1 protein-coding gene and 1 pseudogene are annotated in these 1,172 nt (G+C 61.0%); both read right to left on the reverse strand.

The annotated features are described in order from the left end of the window. Nucleotides 1–733, reverse strand: a 733-nt coding sequence (istB, locus tag GFJ39_RS13865; RefSeq protein ID WP_153432039.1) for an IS21-like element helper ATPase IstB, incomplete at its 3' end; no start/stop codon positions are given. Continuing rightward, nucleotides 723–1,172: pseudogene (locus tag GFJ39_RS13870) on the reverse strand (IS21 family transposase); the annotation flags it as partial. The pseudogene GFJ39_RS13870 and the gene istB, both read right to left, overlap by 11 nt.

The raw sequence follows: 1,172 nt of genomic DNA on the forward strand, positions 1-1,172 counted from the left end.
CGCGGAACCTGTAGCTGTCATTTCCTGTCTCGAGGATATGACAGTGATGGGTCAGCCGATCGAGGAGCGCCGTCGTCATCTTCGGGTCACCAAAGACGTCTCCCCATTCACTGAAGCTCAGATTGGTTGTGATGATGACACTGGTGCGCTCGTAGAGGCGGCTGAGCAGATGGAACAGCAGGGCGCCCCCAGACGCACTGAAGGGGAGATAACCGAGTTCATCAAGGATCACGAGATCCAGGCGGAGCAGCCTGTCGGCAATCTGCCCGGCCCGGTTGGCGTTCTTTTCCTGTTCGAGCGCATTGACCAGGTCGACCGTTGACCAGAAGCGCGCCTTCTTGCGGTGATGGGTGATCGCCTGGATGGCCAGCGCGGTCGCCAGGTGGGTTTTTCCGGTTCCCGGACCACCGATCAGCACGACATTTTCAGCGCGCTCGATGAAGTCCCCGCTATGGAGCTGGCGGACCATGGGCTCGTTGACCTGCGTATTGGCAAAGGAGAACCCGGACAGGTCCTTGTAGGCAGGGAACCGGGCGGTCTTGGTCTGGTAGGCGATGGAGCGCACTTCGCGTTCGGCCAGTTCCGCCTTCAGAAGCTGCGAGAGAATGGGGATGGCCGCCCCGAAGGCGGGCACACCCTGCTCAATAAGGTCAGCCGTGGCCTGGGCCATGCCATACATCCGCAGTCCACGGAGCATGACGACAAGTGAAGCAGCGGCAGGATCATGACGCATGGCGGCTGTCCCTTCGCAGGATGTCATACCGCCCTGTATCGGCGCACGGTTCATGTTCGAGCACCAGGGCCTGTGGGGCATCAAGCCGGGGAACCACGGTTCTTTTGGCATCGATCAGGCGATGCAGCGTATTGAGAACATGGGTCTTGGTCGCCACGCCATCTTCAAGAGCCAGTTCAACCGCGCAGAGGACGGCCTGCTCATCATGCTGCAGCACCAGGGCCAGGATTTCAGCCATTTCCCGGTCGCCTCCAGGCCGCCTGAGCAGTTGATCCTGCAGGGTCCGGAAGGCGGCTGGCAATTCGGTAAACGGCGCGCCATTGTGCAGGGCGCCCGGTTTGCGCTGGATGACCGCCAGATAATGCCGCCAGTCATAAATCGTGCGGCCTGGCAGGCCATGCGAACGGGTGATGATCCGGTCATGCACGCACAGAACCTG

This window comes from Gluconobacter aidae (assembly GCF_009547075.1).
Classification (GTDB): domain Bacteria; phylum Pseudomonadota; class Alphaproteobacteria; order Acetobacterales; family Acetobacteraceae; genus Gluconobacter; species Gluconobacter aidae.